At 67.2% G+C, this 22,208-nt stretch carries 16 protein-coding genes and 3 tRNA genes; 4 read left to right on the top strand and 15 right to left on the bottom strand.

Annotated features, from left to right (window positions below; genetic code table 11):
- Positions 1-132: 132 nt before the first annotated feature.
- The 10 genes from ACQ3I4_RS04235 to gltX form a co-directional block, all read right to left on the bottom strand.
- Positions 133-2,994 (bottom strand): glycosyltransferase family protein, encoded by a 2,862-nt coding sequence (locus tag ACQ3I4_RS04235; protein ID WP_430632893.1) that lies wholly within the window; start codon positions 2,992-2,994, stop codon positions 133-135.
- Between the two features lie 91 nt (positions 2,995-3,085).
- On the bottom strand, positions 3,086-5,272 hold the full coding sequence (locus ACQ3I4_RS04230; protein WP_430632892.1) for a hypothetical protein: 2,187 nt from the start codon (positions 5,270-5,272) through the stop codon (positions 3,086-3,088).
- Positions 5,273-5,934: 662 nt separating this feature from the next.
- Positions 5,935-7,788, bottom strand: a complete 1,854-nt coding sequence (locus ACQ3I4_RS04225) for a hypothetical protein (protein ID WP_430632891.1) — start codon at positions 7,786-7,788, stop codon at positions 5,935-5,937.
- Between the two features lie 140 nt (positions 7,789-7,928).
- Complete coding sequence (gene thiL, locus ACQ3I4_RS04220; RefSeq protein ID WP_430632890.1) at positions 7,929-8,921, bottom strand: thiamine-phosphate kinase; 993 nt, start codon at positions 8,919-8,921, stop codon at positions 7,929-7,931.
- On the bottom strand, positions 8,914-10,554 hold the full coding sequence (locus ACQ3I4_RS04215) for a GTPase family protein (protein WP_430632889.1): 1,641 nt from the start codon (positions 10,552-10,554) through the stop codon (positions 8,914-8,916). The genes thiL and ACQ3I4_RS04215 overlap by 8 nt, the downstream gene beginning before the upstream one ends.
- A complete protein-coding gene (locus ACQ3I4_RS04210) occupies positions 10,551-12,347 on the bottom strand; it encodes a dynamin family protein (protein WP_430632888.1) in 1,797 nt (598 codons plus the stop codon). Before ACQ3I4_RS04210 ends, ACQ3I4_RS04215 begins: the two co-directional genes overlap by 4 nt.
- 24 nt (positions 12,348-12,371) lie before the next feature.
- Positions 12,372-12,444, bottom strand: a tRNA-Glu gene (locus ACQ3I4_RS04205).
- A gap of 52 nt (positions 12,445-12,496) precedes the next feature.
- Positions 12,497-12,569 (bottom strand) — tRNA-Glu (locus ACQ3I4_RS04200).
- Between the two features lie 59 nt (positions 12,570-12,628).
- A tRNA-Gln gene (locus tag ACQ3I4_RS04195) sits at positions 12,629-12,700 on the bottom strand.
- A 138-nt stretch (positions 12,701-12,838) separates the two neighbouring features.
- Entirely contained in the window at positions 12,839-14,353 is a 1,515-nt protein-coding gene (gene gltX / locus ACQ3I4_RS04190) for a glutamate--tRNA ligase (RefSeq protein ID WP_430632887.1), read from the bottom strand.
- A 65-nt stretch (positions 14,354-14,418) separates the two neighbouring features.
- Between gltX and ACQ3I4_RS04185 the strand changes: the two genes are divergently transcribed.
- Positions 14,419-14,964, top strand: coding sequence for a hypothetical protein (locus tag ACQ3I4_RS04185; protein ID WP_430632886.1), 546 nt, complete (start codon positions 14,419-14,421; stop codon positions 14,962-14,964).
- Here the strand turns inward: ACQ3I4_RS04185 and ACQ3I4_RS04180 are convergent.
- From ACQ3I4_RS04180 to ACQ3I4_RS04160, 5 genes are all read right to left on the bottom strand, one after another.
- Positions 14,961-15,239 carry a hypothetical protein gene (locus ACQ3I4_RS04180; protein ID WP_430632885.1) on the bottom strand — a complete coding sequence of 93 codons (279 nt, stop codon included), beginning with the start codon at positions 15,237-15,239 and terminating at the stop codon, positions 14,961-14,963. The genes ACQ3I4_RS04185 and ACQ3I4_RS04180 overlap by 4 nt on opposite strands.
- A 1-nt stretch (position 15,240) precedes the next feature.
- Positions 15,241-16,002, bottom strand: a complete 762-nt coding sequence (locus ACQ3I4_RS04175; RefSeq protein WP_430632884.1) for a fumarylacetoacetate hydrolase family protein — start codon at positions 16,000-16,002, stop codon at positions 15,241-15,243.
- A gap of 3 nt (positions 16,003-16,005) precedes the next feature.
- Complete coding sequence (gene galE, locus ACQ3I4_RS04170) at positions 16,006-17,133, bottom strand: UDP-glucose 4-epimerase GalE (protein ID WP_430632883.1); 1,128 nt, start codon at positions 17,131-17,133, stop codon at positions 16,006-16,008.
- A 29-nt stretch (positions 17,134-17,162) separates the two neighbouring features.
- Positions 17,163-18,251, bottom strand: coding sequence for a branched-chain amino acid aminotransferase (locus ACQ3I4_RS04165; protein ID WP_430632882.1), 1,089 nt, complete (start codon positions 18,249-18,251; stop codon positions 17,163-17,165).
- A 63-nt stretch (positions 18,252-18,314) separates the two neighbouring features.
- Positions 18,315-19,370, bottom strand: a complete 1,056-nt coding sequence (locus ACQ3I4_RS04160) for a 3-isopropylmalate dehydrogenase (RefSeq protein WP_430632881.1) — start codon at positions 19,368-19,370, stop codon at positions 18,315-18,317.
- Between the two features lie 103 nt (positions 19,371-19,473).
- Here ACQ3I4_RS04160 and ACQ3I4_RS04155 point away from each other — a divergent pair, with 103 nt between their 5' ends.
- The 3 genes from ACQ3I4_RS04155 to ACQ3I4_RS04145 all read left to right on the top strand — a co-directional run bounded on the left by ACQ3I4_RS04155 (position 19,474) and on the right by ACQ3I4_RS04145 (position 22,208).
- Entirely contained in the window at positions 19,474-20,661 is a 1,188-nt protein-coding gene (locus ACQ3I4_RS04155) for a sensor histidine kinase (protein ID WP_430632880.1), read from the top strand.
- Entirely contained in the window at positions 20,661-21,347 is a 687-nt protein-coding gene (locus ACQ3I4_RS04150) for a response regulator transcription factor (protein ID WP_329860889.1), read from the top strand. The genes ACQ3I4_RS04155 and ACQ3I4_RS04150 overlap by 1 nt, the downstream gene beginning before the upstream one ends.
- A gap of 105 nt (positions 21,348-21,452) precedes the next feature.
- On the top strand, positions 21,453-22,208 hold the full coding sequence (locus tag ACQ3I4_RS04145; protein ID WP_329860890.1) for an ABC transporter ATP-binding protein: 756 nt from the start codon (positions 21,453-21,455) through the stop codon (positions 22,206-22,208).

Below are 22,208 nucleotides of genomic sequence, written 5' to 3'. Positions count from 1 at the left end.
CCGCATGGATCGGCTTTCGCCGTGTTTCGGCTAGGAATCTACATCATCCAATCAGGAAGCACTGGGCTCGCCGGTTGTGACAAACTTCGCCTAAAAGACGTTCCCGAGTTTGCCACAAGGTCAACAATGCGATCATCGCGATCCAGTCGTGACGACGTCTCCTCGACTGGCGATCAATGAATCCTCCTTGACTGGCGGAATCGGCTTCGTGCCGACGATCTCCAAGGCAATGGTTGTGGCCTGAATCCAGGAACGAGCTCTGAAGGCCTCGCCCTCAACGACAACCCGAAAACGGATCGGAAGCGCCGACTTTCCGGACGTAATGAAGTTGAGCTCCACCGGTTCGGATGATGCGGCCAAGTCCTGGCGGAACGTCTGCCCATTGATGTCGACCTCAACGAAGAGCTTGCCCAGGGCCCGTTCGTTCTGATACTTCGAATGGAGCACCATCTGAATGGTCGTTGCCCGCTGCTCGAGCAGCTTGATAGAACCCTCATGGGACACCAACATGCCCGATTTCGGTACGTCCGTCTCCATTGCAAGCTCTAGTCGGTGCAGCCCGGCCTTGAGAAGCGGATTGCCACCAACCTTCATCTCAGGAAGCCCGGCAGCCGACGAAACAACGCCCTGGAAGTGCGCAGCCAGGTCATGGCGAGGCGCTGCCTTCCGTCGGGCGGGCGCTTCATTGGCAGCGGGCACTTCGTAGACCCCAACAACCGCATTGGCCTCAGCTATCGACTGCGCTGAAACGTCAAGTGCAGAACGAGCCCCGGATTCAAGTTCGGCAATCAGATTCGAGCTGTTCTCGGAGATCCCCTCGGCGATAGAGCTGATAAGGCGAGCTGTCATCGTCGATGCGGACGCCGTGAGATCTAGTCCGTCAGCGGAACGGTCCACTTCTGCGAAATGCCGATAGACCTTGGGGTCGTAGCACAAGCCGACGACGGGAACTCGAACACGGTGTGCGATGAGTGCGGCGTGCAGGCGCATGGCCAACACCGCGGAGCAGCTCTGCAGCGCACCCAGATACTCCTCGAGGCTGAGTTCACCACCCCTGTCCAGGAAGACGGTTGGAATGCTCTTGGGAAGCCGCCGCGTCACCTCGCCGATGACGTTACGGTCCATGCGGGGACCAGCTTGCATCGGAAGCGCAATGACGGCCAGTTTCTCACCACGCGCCGTCAACTGACCCGAAAGATCAACAAGCGCGTCACGAACTTCGCGGCAGACAACTTCCATGTCCGCCTGACCCCAGGGCCTGAGGTTCAACCCGACCAAAGTGTATCCCGCATCCCGCAGCTGCTGGACTTCATCGGAAACCACGGATTCCGTTCCGTCTAGGTCGACGGCATAAACGGAGTCAGGCCCGACAGTGAGCTTGCCGTCAGCGATCTGCAGACTCCGGAGAATGTCACCGGAATCTGGGTCACGCACGTAGATCGAATCGGCCTGCGATGCTAGGAACTTGACCGTCTGCCTGGCGTAGTGATCCGACAGGGGCCCGACACCCAGTCCGACGACATGAAATGGAATCTCGAGGACCTTCCCCATCAAGGGGAGGATGCCGAAGCCGGCCATCGAGATCGTCCCACCGGTGAACATCGCTGGCAGGCCACCCCCACGTTCGAACGTGTAGTCATGCCACAATCCACCTCCACCGAGCAGGACAGCCGATGCGGTTTTCACCTGGTAGCCGGCGATGGCATGAGACTTCCTGTCAAAGGCCTGCAGACCGTGAGAGGCCTCGACCTGAGTTGGACTCTCTGCGGCCACGTACACCTGTACGGCCTCATCCGCGTCCATCAAAGTCGAGCTGATCGATCGCAGGATCATCTCGTCACCCAGGTTCCGCGCACCGTAAAAGCCGGAAACGATGACCTTCTTGGCACGCGGGTAGGACCGAGACAACGTCCTGCGAACCTGCTCAAGGCGATCAGCTGAAATCCGTACGCTATCGTCTCGCCCCAGATTGCGCAGTACGTCCAAGAGAGCCATCCATCGATGCTCGTAGAGATGGTCGTTGACGATCCGTCGAAAACCATTCTCGACGATCCGGTCGTACTCATCCGGGTTGTTCAAGTAGTAGTCGATCTGGCGGGACAAGTCTGCCTCGTCTTCATAGCCGATGATCTCTTCGCCGTAGGTGAAGAACTGCGACATCTCGTCGAACTTCCCAGTGGCGACCATTCGTCCCTGGCCGGCAGATTCGAAGACACCGCACTTGATATTGATATAGCCGGCCCTGGTCAATGGGAAATTGACGTGGATTCGACCTCCACGGAGAGCCTGCACCATCTCCTGGCCCGCCACGGTGATCGAATCCGGAACTTCCCAACCCCGCCCGTACGTCCGCACATCGAATTTCTCGTTGAGCGCCGTCATCATCTCGTTGCGATCCGGCCTATTCGTAGCATGCCCAAGGCAAATCACATCAGCGTCGAACGAAGGATTAGCAGGAATGTCTTGGGTAACGAAGCCGCGATCGATCCCGAACGGGAAGTACACCGTATTGAAGATGCCAGCGTCGCGGTACATGTCCATGGCCGTCGTCGCGTTCGTTGTGTGTACGTCGAAAACGTGCTGATAGTCCCGAATGGACGGAAAAACGTCCGGATCGCTCAGCGTGATTCCAACCAGGACAATGCCCCGATCTTTGAGCTTCTGCGCGTCTTCTTCGGTGAACGTCAGTCCCCCGGCACAACAGACGACGACTTGCGGTTGAAACCGATCGATCGTTGCCTCAATCTTTTCCAATCGAACGTAGATCGGGCCCATGCCGCCTTGGCGGCGAAGCGGGTTGTCCAGAATGCGATGTCGCGAAGTGTCCAGATCCAATACATGGTGCCCAAGGTTTCGCAGCGATCGAGACAGCGACGAAACGATGTCCGTGGTGCCATTGACGGAGGTGCCAATGAACAGAATCTTCCAATGGAATCCTTGATCGAAGATCTTCTCACTAAGTTCCTGCCGCAGCTGCTCAATCTTAGTGTTCACATTCTCCCTGTTCTACGTACTGGTGACTGATTCAGTCCATGTTCGCAGAAATTTCCTGCAACGACCGCGTCGTGGCTTAACAACCCGCGAACTATGTCTGTCGACTGTCTGAACTCATCGCCGAATTGTCATCGTCGATCCTTGGCTTGGATTCCGCCTGTTCCAGGAGGCGCTCTAGTGCTTCTTCAGCGGAAAAGTTAGCCAACCCGACGCCCAACGCCGAGCAGCGCACCTGACGCGCCGCACTGGGGTCGGCCACCAGTCTGCCCAACTTGCGCTGGAGCTCTCTACCTTCTGCGGCGACAATCCAAGCCCGCGCCTGTCCAGCAGGTGTCCGACTTGCAGGCGTTCTCGCAACCACGACTAGCCCTCCTCCCAAAAGAAAGTGACCAAAGAGTCTGTTGAGTGGGTGACCAGGCCGGGAATCGTCCGTGAGCACGATCGACAAAGTGCTGTTCGCGAGACGGGCCACTTTGGCCAGCCCATGAGGCTGACCGCGCACTTCATCTGCCACGTAGGTAGAGACTTCCATGGCCCCCAGACCCCCAATGAGATCCGAGTTCCTTGCGAGTTGTCGCCGATCGTCCGCCACGATCACCGCGCGCTGTTGGCGGTTCCCTTGCATTCGGAGGATTCGGAGGAAATCTCGATCGACGAGATCGGGCAGCACGATGACATTCTCAATCCCCCAATCCAGCAGCGCCTCTCGAGCGGACTCGTGAAGCACTGAGATGGCGTCCGCTTGGGCCGCCAATCGGCCGAGAGACTCGGAGTACCCTGTCGCTTCAATCTGGTGTACCACCACCAGGACATCGGCGCGGTCCCGTAGTCGGATCGTAGCTGCGGGGGCCGGGAGGAAGACGGCACCGACGAGGACATAGCAATCAATGACGCCTGAGAGCCGGTCATGAAGTTTGTCAAGGTCGACTATCGCAGAAAATCCGCCGAACGGGTCGGGACTCAGACAGCCCTCCAAGTCCTGGGGCAGCACGTCTACTACATCGTGTCCCGCTGACCTCAGTGCGCGGGTTGCCGTCCGCAGCGCGGAAAAGTGATCCCCACGGCCGCGCCCGAGAACTGCGATCTTCTTCCGCGGCAAGGACTCCCATCCGACGGCCAAGTGCTCGTTGATCACCGCCTCGCGCGATTCATCAATGCTCGACAACTGCATCGATTCACGACACGAAGCGGGGGAATCTGCCGCCTGATCCTCGCTTCCTTCCTGCCCAGCAGAGGAAAAACCGCGGAACCAATCAGCCCGCTCCAAAGCCCCCAGTCGTCGCCATCCATCGTCAACAAGAAGTTGCTCCAGAGCCAACACTCGCGACGCGGCACTAAAATCAAGCTCGAACCGGCGTCGCGTGCGTCGCCCCAGTTCAGGCAGCTCACCGGACGACAGCAGGTCAGCACAAACGACGCGGAGGTTCTCGGCATCGTGCACCAACTTGGCCTCGGGGAACGCGTCGAGCGTCTCGCCTGACGGCATCAGCGATACGATCGGTAGCCCCATCGCAGCACATTGAACCACCCTGCTGGGAATCTGAAAGCTTCCGAGTTTGTCGAGCCCGTCGAACCACGTCGGCGCCCCGCGATGATCGGCGAACAACTGCGGAATGTTGATCGCCAGCCGAGACCGTGACCCGGCCTCGAGAACCTCTTCCTGGGTGTCGAGGTATCCGCCCGAGACATTCAAGTAGTCGTCGCCAACCTGGCCGTGGATACGCAGGTCTAGCCCCAAGAGCCCGAGTTGATAGTAGCGTTTCCGTCGAATCTTATCGTTGACGTTTCCCAGGAAAACGACATCCGACTCTGGAGCCTTGGACCCATAGACATGGGGAAACTCCACCCCGTCCGACCAAAAGGGGAAGTTGACGCCCGTAGGCCTCCCGTGGAGACGCTCGTAGAACTCCAATACCCGGACTCCGCCGCAATGCAGGATGGTGTCATAGAAATCGAGCACCGGTCCGTAGCAGAGTTTCCACAACACCGGATCGTCGGAGAACCACGCAAAGAGGTGACCGCCTGCGCGTCGCAAGCGACTGAGGAGCGCGACGGGTAAGCTAGCGGGCCTGAATACAAGTGTGGCATCTGGCCGAAAATCCACCACATCATCAATTGCGCCTCTCACACGCTGGATGTCGCTGGGGGCCGAGATGAACGAATGAGTGTGGGCAAGTTGACCCGTAACGAGGACTTCGTGACCACGCGCACGCAGCGCTCGCGCCAACGACCTCACAACATGCGACTCCAGGATGGAGTCGAACAAAGCGAACTTCATTCTTGAGCTGCACCATCCTCACGTGGTCGTAGCCCCGCCGCAGTCAGCGCAGCAACGAAGAATGTTTGTCCGAGGCGTCGAACGTGGTCGGAAGTCAGACTGCCCACCGTTGCCCCATCCCTGACGGTTTCAACCACGTCCCGGGGGGACATTACGCATGGTCCGGGAGCAAGCTCCCGCTTCAGAAGTAGCGCCGTGTCGGTTCGTGAGACCAAAATCAGATCGGCCACGCAGAGGCTCGGAAGATATCCGTTCAGCGAATCGGGCGTGATGGTGCACAACGCGACGAACGGAACCTGCAGGCGCCGTGCGCTATCTCGAAGCCCGGTCAAGTGTGCGTTCACGTGGCCCTCGTTCCCGAGTTTGCCCCGCCAGGCTGGATGAACCGTTTGCTCCGTCGTCTGAAAGATCACCAAGGAGGCCCTGAGGCTCTCAATAGCGAGCTCCCCGTCCCGAACGCCTACCGGAATGACTGAATACCTGCGGTTTAGGGCTCTGGTCTGGAATGAATCCAACACTCCAAGGGCAGGCGGACGCCCGGCATCGATTGCGGCACCATACTCCGTTTGGAGTGGCAGATCCGCGCAAAGAGCAGCTAGCTGCGACTCGTATTCAACCAAGTTCATCCTTTTCGAAGCCGATCACAGGGGCGCGGGATAGCATCAGTCTAGAACACGGGACCCGTCGTCCGGATTGTACAGTTCACGCAGGGCACTGAGGTATTCGCCGGATGGACGTGGTGGCGGAATCGCGCTCGGTATTTCCTTCATCAAATCCCGACCGGATCCTCGATAGGTGGAAAGATCGAACGGCTCCATCGTCGGCAAATCGAATGCCTCAAAGTAGTCGTGGAAGTCTTCACCATCGGTCAAGGCAGCCGCCACGTGATGCCCGAAGACACACCATCGCACTGGCACGCCGTATGCGTGAGCGATCATGAGACCAGTCAGCGACGTGGTCAGGACTCCATGGCAGTGAAGCACCTCGTCGATTACGCGCTCCAGTATGGCGGGCGCGGTGCCGATCGGATCTATCGCGCGAACGCCGTCAAGGGACACGTGAGCATTATAGTCGCGAGGCCCGGTGAGTAGCCCGATGTAGTTTCGCCGCCTCGACGGCCGCTCTCTCGGGATGAGCATAGGCAGGAGAAGAGCTGGATCCCCATAGACCTCGGGGCACTCACCTCCATTCTCTACGATGGCCCTCCGAGTTCGGGGACCTCTCACGGCAAGATAGCGCGCTTCGGCACTAGGGCGTTCGCCAACGGAACGGATGCCGCCACCCCACACGACATTGGATGCCGTGGTGTTGGCAAGCGTCCCCTCGCCGAGCAGCAATGATCGTTGCCGACTCCCGAACTGCGGCGTGGAAGACAGCAATCTGTCTACGATCCACGGCTTGAGGACTTCAGAGAAATGACCAGGGTAAGGAGCCCGGGACCACCAAACCATGGGGCGCTGTGCGGGCGATTCTTCCGTCGATGCCGCCTGTCGATCGAGACCCACCTCATACTGCAATGCCTCGCCACGGGCTTTGACCCGATCTTCTGCTTCGTGGACCATGGCATTCACCAACTCGTCAGCCCCGCCGAAGTCGCCCCGCCTGACCATTCTCCGCACCAAGGCCTCTCGAACGCTGACTGTTTGCGGATGCCGGCGGACGAACTCACGCAAGACCTCGTCCGCAAGGTCGGAGTTCCCATTGACGCTGAGGTAGTTCGATAGCCTCACTGCCGCTTCCTTGTCGTCCGGAAGATACCGATACGCGTAGTGGGCCAAGACGGAGGCCTCCGCACGATTGCCGGACCTCATCGCGTCGATGCTAGCGGCGGCAAGTGCCTGCCCACGAAGACCCACATCGCGCAATTTCGGTTGATGCTGGACGACTTGCGTCCGGTACTCGGAAACGTGCCCGCTATCACCTACCCAGAAAAGCGCTGCATCCACTTCGGCGTCGTGCTCCCGGGCCAGCAAAGACGGTGCGAGCAAGAGCACGTTCAGCTCCTCTTCGAATGACTTCCAGGTCTCATGCAAGACCCAGTCGTCCGTGACGTCGTCATCCGTCGAAGCCTCGAGCCTGACCAAGGCGTCAAGAAAGAGCCCCGCCCGTTCAGTACTTCCAAAGTAGAGAACGGATGGAATCCAGAACCGTGTTACCCGATATGGGTCATAGTCTCGAATGTAAGACCGCCTTCCGACGAAACCCGCCATGTCGGCCTGACAACCCTCGAGAACCGTAGGAACCTTGAGTATTCGATTGTCGACATCCATCCACAAGATCGCACCGTACTTCTTGTGCATTCGACGGAAGAATCCAATCTTCAACCGGCAGATATCCGGCCACTCAAGCCCCGCTGTTTCGACCTCCTCAATGTGGTGAGGGAGCCCAAGTCGCTCACAATCGGAGCGAAGTTTCGCTGCGCATTCGAAGTAGTAGCGATCGCCTCCGAAGAAGCTCACGACGGTTGGAAGCCCGGCGTTCGTTCGAAGGGCGCCGGCGACTTGCGTCCGTTTCATAACTTGCTCCATGGATTCATCGGCACACCTCTCAAGCTACACGGCCCGTAAGGATTCGAGCTCAGGGTCGGTTCTACGTGAATTCGATCATGAAGATGACTGGCGTGGTGGCCATGCGTCGCGGAGAGCTCCGAGGCACGTTACCTGAAGTGGTCCCATGCCCAACGGTCAAGAGGTCGCCCATCCAGCGTGACCCCTGGCTTGCTGTCGACGGCACGGCCGATCTGGACGAATCCGCCGGGGAGTGCCCCTGGAGCAAACGTCGCAAGGAGCCCAAAGTCCTCACCACCGCCGCAGACTAGTTCCAACGGATCGCAACTCCCGACTCGCACAATCTTCGAGATTTCGGTCCCGATGTTCACAAGTGCCGCCGCATCGAGTTTCAGTGCAAGTCCGCTTGCATGAGCCAGTCGGCCCCCGTCACGAGCTAGCCCGTCAGAGAGGTCCATCATCGCCGTTGCCTCACCACGCGCAGCCTCGGGCCCCAACGATAGTGGCGGGCGGGGCCGCAATTGCGCCCGAACCAACTCCGCCGATGCTCTGCTCCAGGACGTCCAGTTGTCGCGTGACTCCAAGAGAGCCAGCCCTGTCGCCGCACGCCCCAGTCCCGCTGTCACAGCGAGCACGTCTCCCGGTTTCGCTCCCGAGCGAAGAACTGGGGCCCGCCCCTCAAGGTCGCCCGTCACAGCCGTGGTGACGGAGATACCTTCTCCACGGCCAAGATCGCCGCCGGCGATCGCACACCGCGTGGCGCCCAACTCACGACAAGCCGCGCTGAAGCCATCGGCCAGATCCGTGACCCAGCCGACCGGGGTTTGCCCAGGAAGCGTCAGGCTGATCACCGCCGAGGTTGCGACGGCACCCATGGCATTAATGTCGGAAAGGTTCTGGGCAGCGGCCTTCCAGCCGACGTCGAATCCGGTCGTTCGATATCCACACGGCCACACGAGACGGAAATCCTGGTCCTCTACGAGTGTGTCGATGCTGACGACAAAGCGGCCGTCGGGCGCTGCGATCATCGCGGCGTCGTCACCCGGCCCAAGGAGGGCGCCAGCGCCTTGAAGCCGAGGCAGGATCAAATCCAGAAGGCCGGCCTCGCCCAGCCCCTCAATGGTCGCGTCGGCATCACGCACGGACTGCCTCCAGGGCCGAACGGAAGTCGTTGTAGCGGCCCAGCTCGGCGTCGACGGGCTCCACGACGAGCCGCGTCGCCACGTCGTCGACGGCGGCCTCGAGCCGCCGCCGGACGGAGCGAGCCCTGTGCCGGGCCGCCGTCCGGGCCGCGAGTCCCGAGGCCATCGCGAGGGCGACGCCCAGGACGATGCCGCCGAGCAGCATCAGGGTCGGCAGCGGGAAGCCCTCCACGGCGGGAGCCGGCGGGACGTCGAACTGGAGGTAGCCGAGGACCGCGAGGCCGCCGAGCCACACGGCACCGGCCACGGCGGCGGCGAGCACGAGCCACTGCAGCACCGAGACCGGTGCCCACCACCAGCTGCGCCGGCCGGCCGTGGTGCCGGTACGGGCGATGGCCTGGTCCACGGCGTCGGGCAGCTCCTGTGCCGAGGCCCGCGCGGCCCGGCGGATCGAGGCCCTCCACGCCTCGGGAGCGCCGTGGGCCGCGGCCTCCGCGTAGGAGCGGACGGCCGCGTCGGCCTGGGCGCGCTGGGCGGCGCCGGGGGCGGGCAGGGACGTGCGGTTGAGCTCCGGGGCGACGTCGGGGCGGTGGAGGTTGAGCCGGCGCAGGGGGTCGGGACGTAGTTTCCGCAGCCACCGTGTGGGGGGCCAACCCGTGGCGGCGGTCGAGCGGATGCGGTAGGACTTCTCCACGGCCGCCACGACGGTGCCGACGGCTCCGGCGGCGGCGAGCTCGCGGCCGAGCCGGGCGCGGGCGTCGCGGCCGGGGGCCTCCGCCGGCCGCCGGGAGCCGCCGTCGTCCAGGAGGGACGCCGCGTGCAGGACGTCGGCCGTTAGGCGTTCGGACGCGGCCGTGCGGGTGTCGGCCATCTGGCCGATGAGCTCGCGCAGCTCCCCCGTACCCTCCCCGGTCTTCGCCGATGTCGCGAGGATCCGGGCGGGCCGCACGCCCTCATCATCCAGAAGCGTGCGCAGGGATTGCAGGACGGGTCCGCGGTCCTCCGGGGCCAGGCGGTCGATCTGGTTGAGCACCACGACGCTGACCGCACCGTGACCGGCGAAGCGCCGGATGAAGTCGTGGTGCACCGCGGCGTCGGCGTACTTCTGCGGGTCCAGGACCCACACGAGCAGGTCGACTTGTCCGGCGAGGCGCTCGGCCGTTTCCCGGTGGGAGGCCTCGGTGGAGTCGAAGTCCGGCAGGTCCAGGAGGACGACCCCTCCAGGTGTGCTCTTCCGGCGCGCGCGGCCCGCCCGTCCCGGCGCGTCCGGCCCGTCGAGGAGGTGGCGCTCCTCGACGCCGAGCCAATCGAGCAGCTCGGCGCTTCCCTCGCTTCCGGAGACGGCGGCCATCGGGCGGGAGGTCGTCGGGCGCGTGGCGGCGGTGCGGGCCAGTTCCCGCCCGGTCACGGCGTTGAAGAGCGAGGACTTGCCGCTTCCGGTGGCGCCGAGGAAGCCGACGACGGTGTGGTCCGGGCTGAGCGACCGGCGGGAGGCGGCGCGTTCGAGGACGGCCAGCGCCGTGCCCGCTGCCTCGACGGGAACGACTCCGTCGCCGAGCTGGCGGGCGCGGTCGAGTGCCTCGAGGCGGGCCTCGAGGGGCGAAGCCGACGCCGTGCGCCGGCGCCGGGTCACGAGCGGCCCCCGTCGAAGCCCGCCTGCAGCTCGCGGGACAGACGGCGGAGCTCCTCGGTGTCCGCGGGGGTCCGGCCCGAGGGAAGCAGCGCCGTGAAGCGTCCGGCCTCCGCGTCGAGCAGCTCCGCGCAGCGCTCCTCGAGGAGGGACTTGGCCTTGCGGGCCAGGCGCCGGACGGCGTCCTCCCCGAAGATCGCCTCCAGCAGCTTCTGCCCGACGACCGCGGAGCCGCCGGCGATGCCGACCTCCAGACCGGTGAGCCCGGCCGTGGAGGCGAAGACGACGATCATGAGCGCCACGGCGACCCCGTTGACGCCGAAGGAGGCCATGCGGGCCGTCAACCGGCGCCCCTGCCCCTCGGTGCGGATGAGTTCCAGGAGCTCGCCCTGCCAGGCCCGGATGGCCGCGGCCGCCTCGGTGCTGAAGCCGTCCGAGACGCCACCGAGCCCCGCGCCGTCGAGCAGGGACCGTCCCGCGGGATCCTGCCGCCAGCGCTCCTCGACCCGTTCGGCGGCCGTGGCCGCCTCGTCGATGATCACGGCGTGCAGCCCGGTCTCGATGGCCTCCTCGACGGTCTTGACCGGCTGCGGCTTGCCGCTGAGGAAGGCACCGATCCGGTCGCGGAGCCGGCCGATCCCGCTCTCGAGGGAGCGGAAGAACTCCCCCGTGCCCACGAAGTCCTGCCATCGGGCCAGGACTTCGCCGCGCAGCAGCGTCCCGTCGCCGGCAGCCCGGGCGATGCCGGCGCGCGCCTCGCCGAAGGCGGAGTCCACGTCGGCGCGGAGCCGGGCGGCGGCCTCGTGCTGCTCGTCCTCCGCCGCGGCGACGAGCTCGATCCGCGGCCCGAGCTGCCGGACGACCCCGGCGAGCGTGCGGCGGGCGATCTCCGTGCGGGACGCGGCATCGCCGGCCACCTCCTCGAGCCAGGAACGCAGGCCGGCCACCGCCTCGGGCGGCAGGAGGCCGTCGGGGCCGAGCGGATGCTCGAGGACGGTGAAGAGCCGGGCGTCCGGGAGGCCTTCGCGGGAGAGCATGGCCTGCAGGTCGTCGGCGACCTCCCGCTCGACCTCGGCGGGGACCCGGTCCAGGACGACGCCGACCGTGATGTCGCGCGTGGCCGCGTCCTTCAGGAGCGCCCACGGCACCGCGTCGGCGTAGCGGTTGGCGGTGGTGACGAAGAGCCACAGATCGGCCGCCGCGAGGAGCTGCCGCGCCAAGAGGCGGTTCGCGTCCGAGACCGAGTCGATGTCTGGCGCGTCGAGCAGGGCGACGCCGGCGGGAACGGCCGGATCGGCGACGAGCAGCAGCGTCTCGACATGGCCATCAGCGGCCGGTCCGGTCGGCGCGGCCGACACTGCCGCCGGGCCGGAAACGCGGGGCAGCGCCGGGAGGATCCGGTCCCCCTCGAACCACCGTGCTTCGCCAGGATGGTGTAGGAGGATCGGCTGGCGCGTCGTGGGCCGGATGGCACCGGCCCGGGTGACGACCCGGCCGACGAGGCCGTTCACGAGCGTCGACTTGCCCGCGCCCGTGGAGCCCCCGACGACGGCAAGCAGGGGGGCGTCCAGGCTCCGGTAGCGGGGCAGGACGTAGTCGTTGACCTGGTCGACCAGCGCTGCGGCCGCCGCGCGGGCCTCGGCGGCACCGGGCAGCGGGAGCGGCAGCGAGGCGGAGGCCGCGGCCTCGAGCAGTTGCCCGAGTCCTTCGACGGTCCGGTCCACGGCAACTGGGTCGTGCGGGGGTTCGTTCACGGATCCATCTTGCCAAACAAAAGAAGGATCGCGGTGCGCCATGGCGCTCCGCGATCCTTCAACCTGTGACCCCAGCGGGATTCGAACCCGCGTTACCGCCGTGAGAGGGCGGCGTACTAGGCCGCTATACGATGGGGCCCTAGCACCGCAACCGCGCCCTTCGATTCACATCGACTGGCTGGTTGCGACCGTGACCCCAGCGGGATTCGAACCCGCGTTACCGCCGTGAGAGGGCGGCGTACTAGGCCGCTATACGATGGGGCCGGACGCTTTCCCGCCCGCCGGAGCGGACAGGATGAGAGCGCCGCCGGAGCAGCGCCTCGCTGGGATACCAGGACTCGAACCTAGAATGACGGTACCAGAAACCGTAGTGTTGCCAATTACACCATATCCCACTGGACTTCGGCCTCCAGGCCCTCCCTCGCGGAAGTTTCTAGCGCCTCAGCACGAGTAAATACTCTACCGGAGACTCATCCGAAATCCAAAACCGGCCTGGGCGGCCTGCCGTGTGAGCCGCGCCACCCCGGGGCCGGCTAGAGGGACCTGATGTCCTGGGCGAACCGACGGAGCCGGGCCAGGGACGATTCCCGGCCCAGGATGACCATGGACTCGAAGAGCGGCGGCGAGATCCGCTTGCCGGAGACGGCCGTGCGCACGGGCCCGAAGGCGAGCCGCGGCTTCAGTCCCAGCCCGTCGATGAGCGCCTCGCGCAGCGCGGCCTCGATGGAGTCCTTGGTCCACTCCCCCAGCCCCTCCAGCGCCGTTCCGGCCGCCGCCAGGACCTCGTCCGTGTTGCCCGGCAGGCCCTTGAGCGCGTCCTGGGCGACGACGATCTCCTCGTCCGCGCGGAAGAGGAACTCGAGCATGTCCGGGGCCTCGCCGAGGAGCGTGATGCGCTCCTGGACCAGCGGTGCCGCCTCCGCGAGGATCTCGCGCTCCCGGGCCGACGGCTCGCTGCCAACGAGGCCGGCGTGGCGCAGGTACGGCACGAGCCGCTCCCGGAAGTCCTCCGCCCCGAGCCTGCGCACGTGCGTGCCGTTGATCGCCTCGGCCTTCTTCAGGTCGAAGCGGGCCGGGTTGGACAGCACGTCCGCGACGTCGAAGGCCTCGACGAGCTGCGCGCGGTCGAAGACGTCCTCGTCGGCGCTGAGCGACCAGCCGAGCAGTGCCAGGTAGTTCAGCAGGCCCTCGGGGATGAAGCCGCGTTCGCGGTGCAGGAAGAGGCTCGACTCCGGGTCCCGCTTGGACAGCTTCTTGTTGCCCTGCCCCATGACGTAGGGCAGGTGGCCGAAGAGCGGCATGTACCGGGCCACGCCGACGTCGATGAGCGCGCGGTAGAGGGCGATCTGCCGCGGTGTGGAGGACAGCAGGTCCTCCCCGCGCAGGACGTGGGTGATGCCCATCAGGGCGTCGTCCACCGGGTTCACGAGCGTGTAGAGCGGCTTGCCGTTGGCGCGGACCACCACGAAGTCGGGAACCGAGCCGGCCTTGAAGGTGATCTCGCCGCGGACCAGGTCCGTGAACGTGAGGTCCTCGTCCGGCATCCGCACCCGCAGCACCGGCTCGCGGCCCTCGCCGCGGAAGGCCTCGATCTCCCCGGCCGTCAGCGTGCGGTCGTGGTTGTCGTAGCCGAGCTTCGGGTCGCGGCCGGCCGCGCGGTGGCGCGCCTCCACCTCCTCCGGCGTCGAGTAGGACTCGTACAGGTGCCCCGCCGCACGGAGCCTGGCGATGACGTCCTCGTAGATCCCCGAGCGCTGGGACTGCCGGTAGGGCTCGTGCGGGCCACCGACGTCGACGCCCTCGTCCCAGTCGATGCCGAGCCAGTCGAGGGCCTCGAGGAGCTGCTCGTAGCTTTCCTCGCTGTCCCGCTGGGCGTCGGTGTCCTCGATGCGGAAGATCATCTTCCCGCCCGTGTGCCGGGCGAAGGCCCAGTTGAAGAGGGCGGTGCGGATCAGTCCGACGTGCGGGGTCCCCGTCGGGGACGGACAGAAGCGGACGCGGACGGGCGTCTCGGCGGTCACGGTGGGGATGGTGGCTGGTGCAGTCATGATGCAAGCGAGTCTAGCCGCCGCCCGGCGCACATGAGAAAGCTCTCACGGTCTCCGGCAACGTCGTGGTACCCGCCGGGGCCACGTGCAAGCTCACCCGGGTCATCGTCCGCGGGGACGTCAAGCTGGGCCGGGGATCGACGCTCGGTTCCTACTACGGCACGGTCCACGGGAACATCCAGGGAACGACGGCGCCGAAGAACATCCTCGTCTCGCGCACCCACGTCAAGGGAGACGTCCAGGCCAAGCAGGCCAGCTCCGTGCACGTGCTCTACGCGCGCGTCTGGGGCAACGTGCAGACCGAGCGCACCGTGGGCACGCTCAAGGTCTTCAAGTCGTGGGTGGACGGCGACATCCAGACCAAGTACCAGGCAGTCCACACCGACGGGACCACCGTGAACGGCAACATCCAGCACGAGGAGGGCAGGACCGGCTGGATCGTGCGCAACTCCGTGCGCGGCGACATCCAGGTCTTCAAGAACCGGGGCCAGCAGCGGGTCAGCTTCAACATCGTCCGCGGGAATCTGCAGTGCAAGGAGAACAGTCCTCGGCCCGTCGGAGGCAAGAACAAGGTCTCCGGCAGCAAGGAGGACCAGTGCCGGACGCTCTAGCCCGCGGCGCCCCCTCCGGGGCGGGCCCGTAGGGCGGCGGCGATCCGCCTGACCAGCAGCGCCACGGCCAGGCCGATCGCCGTCGCCAGGAGCACGCCCGTCGCCCAGTCCGGCCCGCCGAGATGATGGTTGATCCGCGCCCCGACGCCGAGGCCCACGGCCAGGAACCACAGGCGCGTCAGCCGCTTCTGCCAGGCGGGCCGGGCCGCGCGCTGCTTGTGGATCTCCGTCATGGCCCCGCCGAACACGCGGCCGACGCGGCGCTGTCCGTACACGTCAGCGCCGGAAGGTGTTCGACAGCGTCCCGATGCCCTCGATCTCGGCCTCGAAGCGCTGGCCCTCGCGGACCAGCCCGACGCCGGCCGGCGTGCCCGTCAGGATCACGTCGCCGGGCAGGAGCGTGAAGGCCTGCGAGGCGTAGGCGACGAGGTCGGCCACGCTCCAGATCAGCTGCGCCGTGCTGCCGGACTGCACCTGCTCGCCGTCGAGCCGGCCGCTGATGGTGACGTCGTCGACGTCGAGCTCGGTCTCGATCCAGGGGCCGAGCGGGCAGGATCCGTCCCAGCCCTTGGCCCGGGCCCACTGGCCGTCCGTCCGCTGGGCATCGCGGGCCGTGAGGTCGTTGGCAATCGTGTAGCCGAAGACCACGTCGGAGGCCTTCTCCGCCGGGACGTCCTTGCAGATCCGGCCGATGACGACGGCGAGCTCGGCCTCGTAGGAGACCTCCTCCGAGAACGCGGGCAGCGTCACGGGATCGCCCGGTCCAACGACGGCGGTGTTGGGCTTGAGGAACATCAGCGGCGCGGCCGGGACCTCGTTGCCGAGCTCCTTGGCGTGGTCAGCGTAGGTGCGGCCGAAGCAGACGACCTTGGACCGCGGAATGATCGGCGCGAGCAGGCGGACCTCGTCGAGGGGGTGCCGCGTGCCCGTGGGCTGGACGCCCTGGAAGAAGGGGTCTCCCGCGATGGCGGCGATCTCGTCGCCCTCCACGAGTCCGTACTGGGGATCAGAGTCGATGACGAAACGTGCGATGCGCATGGGCTACACCCTATCCACTGCCGCGGCGTCGTCCGCGCGGGCATCGCCGGGGCCGGGCTCGTCCGCCGGGAGCCGTGCCGCTCCGTCCCCGGCCTCCGGGATCCCGGCCGGGGCCCCGTCGTCGTACCCGTGGGGGTTGGCCGACTGCCACCGCCACACGTCCTTGACCATGTCCTCGAGCCCGCGCTCGGACTTCCAGCCGAGCTCCTCGCGGGCCCGCGTGGGATCGGCCCAGTAGGCCGGCAGATCCCCGGGCCGGCGCTCGACGACGGTGTAGGGCACCTCGCGTCCGGCGGCGCGCGAGAAGGCCGCGACGACCTCGAGAACCGAGGAGCCGAGGCCGCTGCCCAGGTTCCAGGCGTGCAGCCCGCCGTGCTCGAGCACGAACTCCAGCGCCGCGAGGTGACCCGCGGCGAGGTCGACGACGTGGATGTAGTCGCGCACGCCCGTCCCGTCCGGCGTCGGGTAATCGTCGCCGAAGACCTTGAGCTCGTCGCGGCGCCCGACCGCGACCTGCGCGACGAACGGCATGAGGTTGTTCGGCACCCCCTGCGGGTCCTCACCGATGGTGCCCGACTCGTGGGCGCCGACGGGGTTGAAGTAGCGCAGCTTGGCGATCGCCCAGCGCGGATCGGACGCGGCGAGGTCGTCGAGCATCTGCTCGATGTGCATCTTGGTCCGGCCATAGGGGTTCATGGCGTCCAGCGGCAGGTCCTCCGTGTACTCCACGACCCCGCCGGCCTCTCCGTAGACGGTGGCCGAGGAGCTGAAGACGAAGGTGCGCACGCCGTGGCGGTCCATGGCCTCGAGCAGGTTGAGCGTGCCCGCGACGTTGTTGCGGTAGTAGCGCAGCGGCTGGGCCGAGGACTCGCCGACCGCCTTGAGGCCGCCGAAGTGCACGACGGCCTCGGGCTCCGCCTCGGCCAGCACGGCGTCCACCGCCTCCGCGTCCACGAGGTCGGCGACGTGGAGGCGGGACTCGTGCCCCGCCAGTTCCGCGACGCGCCGCAGGGCCTCGGGAGAGGAATTGGAGAGGTTGTCCAGGACGTGGACGTCATGCCCCGCCTCGAGCAGCTGCAGGACGGTGTGGGACCCGATGTAGCCGGCACCGCCGGTGACGAGAATGCGCATGGTGCCAGTCTATGAGAACCGGCCCCGCGCTACGCCAGCCGCGTCAGCCAGCCGTGCGCGTCCTCGACGGTCCCGGTCTGGATGCCCAGGAGCTGTTCGCGGATGGCCATGGCGACCGAGTCCGGCCCGGGCTCCGGGGAGGTGATCGAGCCGTCCTCGGTCTTGAGCTCGCCGATCGGCGTGATGACGGCGGCCGTGCCGCAGGCGAAGACCTCGGCGAGGCTGCCGTCCTCGACGGAGCGGCGCCACTCCTCGAGCGTGATCTTGCGCTCCTCGACCGCGAGGCCGCGGTCCTTGGCGAGCTGCAGCACGGACGAGCGGGTCACGCCGTGCAGGATGGTGCCGTTCAGCTCGGGGGTGACGATCCGCCCGTCCTTGAAGACGAAGAACACGTTCATCCCGCCGAGCTCCTCGACGGCGTCGTCGTTGAACGGATCCAGGAACAGGACCTGCTTGCAGCCGTTGGCCTCGGCCTCGAGCTGGGCCGCGAGCGAGGCCGCGTAGTTGCCGCCGCACTTGGCCTCGCCCGTGCCGCCGCGGCCGGCGCGCGCGTAGCGCGTGGAGAGCCAGATCGAGACGGGCTTGAGCTCGCCGCCGAAGTAGTTGCCGGCCGGCGAGGCGATGACGCGGTAGGAGACCTCGTGGGCGGGACGGACGCCGAGGAAGGCCTCCGTAGCGATCATAAAGGGCCGCAGGTACAGGGCCTCGCCGTCACCCGAGGGCACCCAGTCGCGGTCGGCGGAGACGATCTGGCGCAGGGACTCGACGAAGTCCTCGACCGGAAGCTGCGGCAGCGCCAGGCGCTCGGCGGACTTGTTGAAGCGCGCCGCGTTGGCCTCCGGGCGGAACGTCCACACGCTGCCGTCGGCGTGGCGGTAGGCCTTGAGCCCCTCGAAGATCTCCTGGCCGTAGTGCAGCACGGACGCGGCGGGGTCCATGGCGATCGGGCCGTAGGGCTCGACGCGCGCGTTATGCCAGGCGCCCTGGCCGTCCTCCAGGGTCCAGTCGATGACGACGGTGTGGTCCGTGAAGTGGTCGCCGAATCCCGGGTTCGCCAGGACGGCGGCGCGGTCTTCGGCGCTCTTGGGGGTGGTGGAGAGCTGCTGTGAGAATTCCATGTGCCGGCGCACTTCCTCTACGACTGGAGCCCTTGCGGGCTGCGTTAATGACCGTTAACCAGCTTAGGACAACGCCAGCGCGATGGCATCACCGATCTCGGACGTGCTGCGCCCCCCGGCGAGGCCCGCCCGCCCGGCGATGTCCGCCTCGACCGCGTCCTCGATCCGGCGCGCCGCTTCCGGCAGGCCGACGTGGTCCAGCAGGAGCGCCGCGGAGAGGATGGCCGCGGTGGGATCGGCCTTCTGCTGCCCGGCGATGTCCGGCGCGGAGCCGTGGACGGGTTCGAACATCGACGGCGCCGTGCGGGACATGTTGATGTTGCCGGACGCCGCGAGCCCGATCCCTCCGGTCACGGCGCCGGCCAGGTCGGTGAGGATGTCCCCGAAGAGGTTGTCCGTGACGATGACGTCGAAGCGCGACGGATCGGTGACCAGGAAGATCGTCGCGGCGTCGACGTGCAGGTAGTCGTGCTCGATGTCCGGGTACTCGGCCGCGACCGCCTCGACGGTCCGGCGCCACAAGTGCCCGGCGTGCACCAGGACGTTGTGCTTGTGCACGAGCGTGACCTTCTTGCGCCGCCTGCCGGCCCGCTCGAACGCATCCCGCACGACCCGCTCGACGCCGTGGGCCGTGTTGACGGAGACCTCCGTGGCGATCTCGTGCGGGGTGCCGACGCGCAACGCGCCGCCGTTGCCGACGTAGGGGCCCTCCGTGCCCTCGCGGACGACGACGAAGTCCACCTCGCCCGGTTCGGCGAGCGGGCTGGGGACGCCCGGGTAGAGCCTGGACGGGCGCAGGTTGACGAAGTGGTCCAGGCTGAAGCGCAGCTTGAGCAGCAGCTCGCGCTCGATGAGGCCCGAGGGGACGCGGGTGTCGCCCGGCGCGGCGCCGACCGCGCCGAAGAGGATGGCGTCGTGGCCCTTGAGCGCCGCGAGGGTCGACTCCGTGAGCGTCTCCCCCGTGGCGAGCCAGTGGGCGGCACCGAGCTGGTAGTCCGTCAGCGTGAGCCGGACGTCCTCGACCTGCGTGGCCCGCTTGAGGACCTTGACGGCTTCGGCGATGACTTCGGGGCCGATGCCGTCGCCCGGGATGACTGCGAGATCAATGGTTCTGCTCATGCCACCATTCTAAAAACGGCGTCCGCATGATGGTCAATGCGTCTCATATGGCGAGACGAAACACGTCGCCGGAGGAGGCGGCCTGCCCGCCTAGGATGGATCCATGAACCCGCACCGCTCGCTCGACCGCTGGATCCGGGAGCACCCGGCCGCCGTCGACCGGGCGCTCGCGCTGACGCTGTGGCTCTTCCTCGGACTGCTCCCCGGGATCATCGCGGCCCTCACGCCGGCGCTGCCCGTCCTGGCGGTCTCCTCGATCCAGCTCCTCGCGCTGATCTGGCGCCGCAGCCACCCCGGCGCGAGCGCGGCGGCGGTCGTTGCCGGGAGCCTCCTGCAGCTCGTGTTCGTCGACACCTTCCTGCCCTCCCAGGCGGCCGTGCCGATCACGCTCTACACGCTCGCCGCCTACGGCCGCCGCTGGCAGTCCCTCGCCGGCCTGGCGCTCGGCATCACCGGCGCCCTCATGGCGACCCTGCGCTTCGGCACCGTCGGCGGGGCCTTCAGCGTCGAGGGACTCGTCCTGAGCTTCCTGGGCATCAGCCTGATCGTCCTGCTCTCCTGGACGTTCGGGGACCTCGCCCGGAACCGGCGCCTGGCCCTGAAGGCCGTGACGGACCGGGCCCGCCGCCTCGAGGTCGAGCGGCAGCAGGAACGCGAGCTCGCCGCCGCCGACGAGCGGCACCGGATCGCCCGCGAGATGCACGACATCGTCGCCCACACCCTGTCCATCATCATCACGCAGGCCGACGGCGCCCGCTACGCCGCGGCGGACCGTCCCGGGCTCGCCGTCGAGACGCTCGGGACGATCGCCGACGAGGGGCGCAAGTCCCTGCGCGAGATGCGGCGCCTCCTCGGCGTGCTGCGCAGCGACGACGAGGCGTCGTCCGCTCCCCTGCCGACGCTCGAGGACATCCCCGAACTGGTGGAGGCCACGCGCACGTCGGGACTCGACGTCGTCCTCGGCGCCTCCGGCAACCGCCGCAGGAGCCTGCCGCCCGGGGCCGAGCTCGCCGCCTACCGCGCCGTCCAGGAGGGCCTGACCAACGTCATCCGCCACGCCGGGCCCGCGGTGACGGCGACGGTGAGGACCGACTGGGGCGCCGGCGGCCTGACCGTCTCCGTCGTGGACAATGGTCGGGGAGCCACGGCCTCGGAGGAGACCGCGGGCTCGCGCCAGGGCCTCGTCGGCATGGCCGAGCGTGTCCGGCTCTACGACGGCACCGTCCACGCCGGCCCCCGCCCCGCCGGCGGCTTCGAGGCCTCGGTGTTCCTTCCCTATTCGGAGGACTGATGCACGACCCCCACGGCCCCATCCGCGTCGCCCTCGTGGACGACCAGCTCCTGGTCCGCAGCGGCTTCCGCATGCTGATCGACTCCCAGCCGGACCTCGATGTCGTCGCCGAGGCTGCCAACGGCCGCGAGGCGCTTGCCTCCCCGGCGGTCTCCCACGCCGACGTCGTCCTCATGGACGTGCGCATGCCCGAGCTCGACGGGATCGCCACGACGGAACGGCTCCTGGGCGGGGCCGAGGGCGAGGGCCCGCGGATCATCGTCCTGACCACGTTCGACCTCGACGAGTACGCGCTCGCGGCCATCCAGGCCGGCGCGAGCGGCTTCCTGCTCAAGGACGCCCCGCCCGAGGAGCTGCTCGAGGCGATCCGCACCGTCCACCGCGGCGACGCCGTGATCGCCCCGTCCACGACGCGGCGGCTCCTGGACCACGTCGCCCCCATGCTGCGGCGGCCGACGCCGGAGAGCAGCGAGCACGCCGCGGCCGTCGGCTCGCTCACGGCGCGGGAACGCGAGGTCTTCGAGCTCATCGCCGCGGGGCGCTCGAATCCGGAGATCGCCGCCGGATTGTTCCTCTCCGAGGCCACCGTGAAGACCCACGTGGGCCGGATCCTGGCCAAGCTCGGCGCCCGCGACCGCGTCCAGGCCGTGCTGATCGCCTACGCGACCGGCGTCGTCACGCCGTAGGACCGGGCGGGACCGCCGGCTCATACCTGGGGATGACGGCCGGCCCTGCGAGTCCGTCCGCCCGGTGGATGCCCCGCGGGCGCCGGCCTCCGTAGCGTGGAGGCCATGACCATCACCGACACCTCCCTCCCGACGTCCACCGCGGCCGTCGCGGCCCGCGGCCTGACCAAGCACTACGGATCCGGCGACACCCGGGTCGAGGCCCTGCGCGGCGTCGACGTCGCGTTCGAACGCGGCCGCTTCACCGCCATCATGGGCCCCTCGGGGTCCGGCAAGTCCACCCTCATGCACTGCCTCGCCGGCCTCGACACCGCCACCTCCGGCGAGATCCTCATCGCGGGGCAGGACATCACCCGCCTCGACGACAACCAGCTCACCCGCCTGCGCCGGGACACGATCGGGTTCGTCTTCCAGTCCTTCAACCTGGTCCCCACCCTCACCGCCGAGCAGAACATCGTCCTGCCGCTGCAGCTCGCCGGCCGCCGGCCCGACGCCGAGTGGCTCGCGACCGTCGTCGACACCCTCGGCCTGGGCGACCGCCTCGGCCACAAGCCCCACGAGCTCTCCGGCGGCCAGCAGCAGCGCGTCGCCGTGGCCCGGGCGCTCCTGACGCGGCCCGAGGTCGTCTTCGGGGACGAGCCCACGGGCAACCTCGACACCCGCACGGGGGCCGAGGTGCTCACGCTCCTGAAGGCCTCGGCCCGCGACATGGGCCAGACCATCATCATGGTCACCCACGACCCGGTGGCGGCCGGCTACGCGGACGAGGTCCTGCTCATGCGCGACGGGGAGATCGTCGGCCGGCTGCAGGATCCGACGCCGGAGAACGTCACCGCTGCGCTGGCCGGATTGGGGGCCTGA

This window comes from Zafaria sp. Z1313 (genome assembly GCF_050563205.1).
GTDB lineage: Bacteria > Actinomycetota > Actinomycetes > Actinomycetales > Micrococcaceae > JAZDCJ01.
The sequence above is the reverse complement of the archived record's forward strand: the minus strand, read 5'-3'. Positions and strand labels throughout refer to the sequence as shown.

Bases quoted from the DNA above. Each gene is read 5' to 3' on its own strand.
- ACQ3I4_RS04165 (WP_430632882.1), bottom strand. From the start codon at position 18,251: ATGGAATTCTCACAGCAGCTCTCCACCACCCCCAAGAGCGCCGAAGAC.
- ACQ3I4_RS04150 (WP_329860889.1), top strand. From the start codon at position 20,661: ATGCACGACCCCCACGGCCCCATCCGCGTCGCCCTCGTGGACGACCAG.
- ACQ3I4_RS04210 (WP_430632888.1), bottom strand. From the start codon at position 12,347: ATGGCGCACCGCGATCCTTCTTTTGTTTGGCAAGATGGATCCGTGAAC.
- galE (WP_430632883.1), bottom strand. From the start codon at position 17,133: ATGCGCATTCTCGTCACCGGCGGTGCCGGCTACATCGGGTCCCACACC.
- gltX (WP_430632887.1), bottom strand. From the start codon at position 14,353: ATGACTGCACCAGCCACCATCCCCACCGTGACCGCCGAGACGCCCGTC.
- ACQ3I4_RS04225 (WP_430632891.1), bottom strand. From the start codon at position 7,788: ATGAAACGGACGCAAGTCGCCGGCGCCCTTCGAACGAACGCCGGGCTT.
- ACQ3I4_RS04145 (WP_329860890.1), top strand. From the start codon at position 21,453: ATGACCATCACCGACACCTCCCTCCCGACGTCCACCGCGGCCGTCGCG.
- ACQ3I4_RS04230 (WP_430632892.1), bottom strand. From the start codon at position 5,272: ATGAAGTTCGCTTTGTTCGACTCCATCCTGGAGTCGCATGTTGTGAGG.
- ACQ3I4_RS04155 (WP_430632880.1), top strand. From the start codon at position 19,474: ATGAACCCGCACCGCTCGCTCGACCGCTGGATCCGGGAGCACCCGGCC.
- ACQ3I4_RS04175 (WP_430632884.1), bottom strand. From the start codon at position 16,002: ATGCGCATCGCACGTTTCGTCATCGACTCTGATCCCCAGTACGGACTC.
- ACQ3I4_RS04160 (WP_430632881.1), bottom strand. From the start codon at position 19,370: ATGAGCAGAACCATTGATCTCGCAGTCATCCCGGGCGACGGCATCGGC.